3 protein-coding genes and 2 pseudogenes are annotated in these 3,126 nt (G+C 36.0%); 4 read left to right on the forward strand and 1 reads right to left on the reverse strand.

Annotated features, from left to right (window positions below; all coding sequences use genetic code 11):
- Positions 1–314 precede the first annotated feature (314 nt).
- Together FTV32_RS17635 and chrA are read left to right on the forward strand one after the other, a co-directional pair.
- Positions 315–512 carry a hypothetical protein gene (locus FTV32_RS17635; protein ID WP_035270385.1) on the forward strand — a complete coding sequence of 66 codons (198 nt, stop codon included), beginning with the start codon at positions 315–317 and terminating at the stop codon, positions 510–512.
- Positions 513–654: 142 nt separating this feature from the next.
- Positions 655–1,848, forward strand: a complete 1,194-nt coding sequence (chrA, locus tag FTV32_RS16285; RefSeq protein WP_035270388.1) for a chromate efflux transporter — start codon at positions 655–657, stop codon at positions 1,846–1,848.
- A 203-nt stretch (positions 1,849–2,051) separates the two neighbouring features.
- Here the strand turns inward: chrA and FTV32_RS17710 are convergent.
- Positions 2,052–2,129 (reverse strand): annotated as a pseudogene (locus FTV32_RS17710) (DNA-binding protein); the annotation flags it as partial.
- Positions 2,130–2,332: 203 nt separating this feature from the next.
- On the opposite strand from FTV32_RS17710, the gene FTV32_RS16290 reads away from it, so the two are divergent.
- Together FTV32_RS16290 and FTV32_RS17715 are read left to right on the forward strand one after the other, a co-directional pair.
- Positions 2,333–2,899: a recombinase family protein gene (locus FTV32_RS16290; protein ID WP_035270451.1), complete on the forward strand. Its 567-nt coding sequence runs from the start codon at positions 2,333–2,335 to the stop codon at positions 2,897–2,899.
- Between the two features lie 162 nt (positions 2,900–3,061).
- A pseudogene (locus FTV32_RS17715) lies at positions 3,062–3,126 on the forward strand (helix-turn-helix domain-containing protein); the annotation flags it as partial.

The following is a 3,126-nucleotide window of genomic DNA, read 5'->3' on the forward strand; positions in this document are numbered from 1 at the left end:
TAAGTTCTTTATCCGACATAGACACCAACATATCAAACCGTCCGCTAAGAAAATTGCAAAAGTGCATATTCTAAAAGCGGACATTTTTACTTTGGAGAAACCGGACATTTCTACTTTGGGCTTACAATGCTAATTTCGTATAACCGCCATTATGTTAAATGGCCGGGTATTTAGATGAATAATAATGCTTTCAATTGGGTAAAGCTTGCAGAATCCTGCTGAATTTGTAATCCTTGCGCCCAAGGGTGTCTAGCTAAGCTGAGGCAGGTGTTTGTTGTAGTCGGGCCGCTACAATATTGATAAAGAGCGCCTGTATGTTTAATTTCAAGATTTTTAATAAAGTCTCTACGGAAGTATTGACGATAAAAAATGACCTCGAGCTTAATTCCGAAATCCAATTAATTAATAAGTATAAAACTGCTCATTGTGAGAACTATCGAAAAGCAATTATTTTGATCTTTAAAGAACGTGGTTACACTAGAGCAGAAATAAGCCAATTATTCGAGACTTAAGCTCAAATGCTTTCCAATATTTCATATTTAAGTAACTACAATCATATTAAAATCTAAGACATAGATCGTTATCTTTTTCAGAATCAATAACGGTTAATCAATATTTTAGTGTTCCTTTTCTATTTCTTGATCCTAACTTTTTATGATTTCTAATACTTATAGTTTTTTTACTATTTTCCTGATTTTCTTGCGTCTCGGACTAACTTCTTTTGGAGGTCCAGCTGCTCATTTAGGATATTTTCGTGAAGAATTTGTGATACGCAGACAGTGGTTTAGTGATAGTAGCTATGCAGACTTAGTTGCTCTTTGTCAATTTTTGCCTGGGCCTGCTAGCAGTCAAGTGGGAATTGCTATTGGCTTTTATCGTTCAGGTTATATGGGAGCGTTAGCAGCATGGGTTGGTTTTACATTACCTTCGGCAATTGTTTTGATTCTATTTGCAGTAGGATTAACTTATTACGACAATAGTCAACTTGCAGGTGTATTAGAGGGCTTAAAAATAGTTGCAGTTGCAGTTGTAATACAAGCCCTCTGGGGAATGGCTCGTAGTCTTTGTCCAGATCCTCCTCGTATTACGATTATGGCTTTTACAGCTTGCTTCGTCCTTCTTATTCCGTCAATTTGGGGACAAGTATTAGCAATTATTATTTCAGGGATGATTGGATTACTAGTATTTAAGCAAAATACTGTAATAACTCATAATTCATTACCTGTATCTATAACGACACGGGCTGGATGGTCTTGGTTAGCTATATTTTTCAGCTTATTAATTGGATTACCTTTCCTAAACGTTCTTTTTCCAAATCAAATAATTTCATTAATAGATGCTTTCTATCGTGCAGGATCTTTAGTTTTTGGAGGTGGGCATGTAGTTCTGCCTCTATTACAAAGTGAGATTGTTTCAACTGGATGGCTAAATAACGATACATTCCTAGCCGGATATAGTCTCGCTCAGGCAGTACCTGGTCCTCTATTCACATTTGCTGCATTTCTTGGTGCATCAATGGAAGGAAGCTTTTCGAATTGGGTAATAGGCTTAATTTGTCTATTAGCTATTTTTATACCGTCTTTTCTTTTAGTATTTGGAATTCTACCATTTTGGGAGCGTATGCGTAATAATACACATATGAGAGCTGCATTATATTCTATCAATGCTGCGGTGGTAGGAATCTTATTAGCAGCTCTTTATCAGCCAATATGGACAAGTAGTATTTATAAATCTCAAAATTTCTGTATGGCATTAATAGCATTGATTGCTTTAATGTTTTGGAAACTGCCACCATGGTTCGTTGTATTAGCTGGTGGAATTCTAGGGGGATTATTAACTTATATTTAAAATATAAATAGTTAAAATCTCTAAAATTAACATAATACACCTTATACGAAATGCGTTATAATTCTCTTGAAAATTCAATGCTGTAGTTTCTAGTTGATAGCCCATCTTCCCCAAGGTGGGTTTTTTTTATGATTTTTCACGTTCCATGCCTATTATTTAATCAAAGTTTCACAACTTTATTCATATGAGTTAAACAATCGTGGTTAATCATAGGGTCTAAAAAAACGGCTCCAAAAGCCTCTTTTTTCGGATTCTGGTTGTTCAGGGGTAGCAATCTGTTTAGGTGAACCGTACTTGGTTTATTGGAGACAAGTTTTTACATCTAATTTATGTAACTATAGAGTAAACCCTAAAATTACATTTTAAAAGTTCTTAAAAACATGTACCATTTAAATGTTTTTTAATCATAAGTAACATGTAACTTTGGTATTAAAGATTTATAATTTACGAAATTGTTCATTTTTATCCAATTGGGGCGTAAAAAGTGAAAGGCCAAAAAGTAGGCTATGTGCGAGTGAGTTCGGTCGAGCAAAATACGGGACGTCAACTTGAGGGAATTGAAGTCGACCGGATTTTTGTTGACCGTGCTTCAGGTAAAAATACCGACCGACCGAAATTTCAGGAAATGTTGAATTATGTCCGAGGAGGAGACCGGGTGATAGTACATTCCATGGATCGTTTTGCGCGAAGCTTAAAAGATTTGGTGACTGAAGTGGATAAACTGGTCAAACGAGGGATTGCCATCCAGTTTGTAAAAGAAAATATTACTTTTACGGCCCAATCCACCCCGATGGATAATTTGATGCTGCAACTGATGGGTGCTTTTGCACAGTTTGAACGTGAGATCATTTTAGAGCGGCAAAAGGAAGGAATTAAACTTGCCTCTTCTCAAGGGAAGTACAAAGGCCGGGTACATAAATTGAAACCTGATCAGGCTGAAGCTTTGCGACAAGACTGGAAGGAAGGGAAGTACCCTTCAAAAATGGCATTAGGCCAGGCATTTGGAATTAGTCGCCAAGCGGTATATCGGTATTTAAAAGCCGGGAAATAACTCAATTGAAATTGGCGACTATATTTAGTTTAGCTTATGAAAATCGTGAAACTTTGATTAAATAATAAGTGCAGAAAGCAAAGAGTTACTAATTTTATACAATAAGTTGACAAAAATAACTAATCATGCGAAAAAGTTTTTTTAGTTAACAGATGTTCACACATGCCTCGAATTGTTTCTGTACCACTTAGTTTAGAACAGCGAGAACGACTCATTTTTCTGGCCAA

The sequence above is a fragment of the Acinetobacter sp. YH16032 genome, assembly GCF_013417345.1.
Classification (GTDB): domain Bacteria; phylum Pseudomonadota; class Gammaproteobacteria; order Pseudomonadales; family Moraxellaceae; genus Acinetobacter.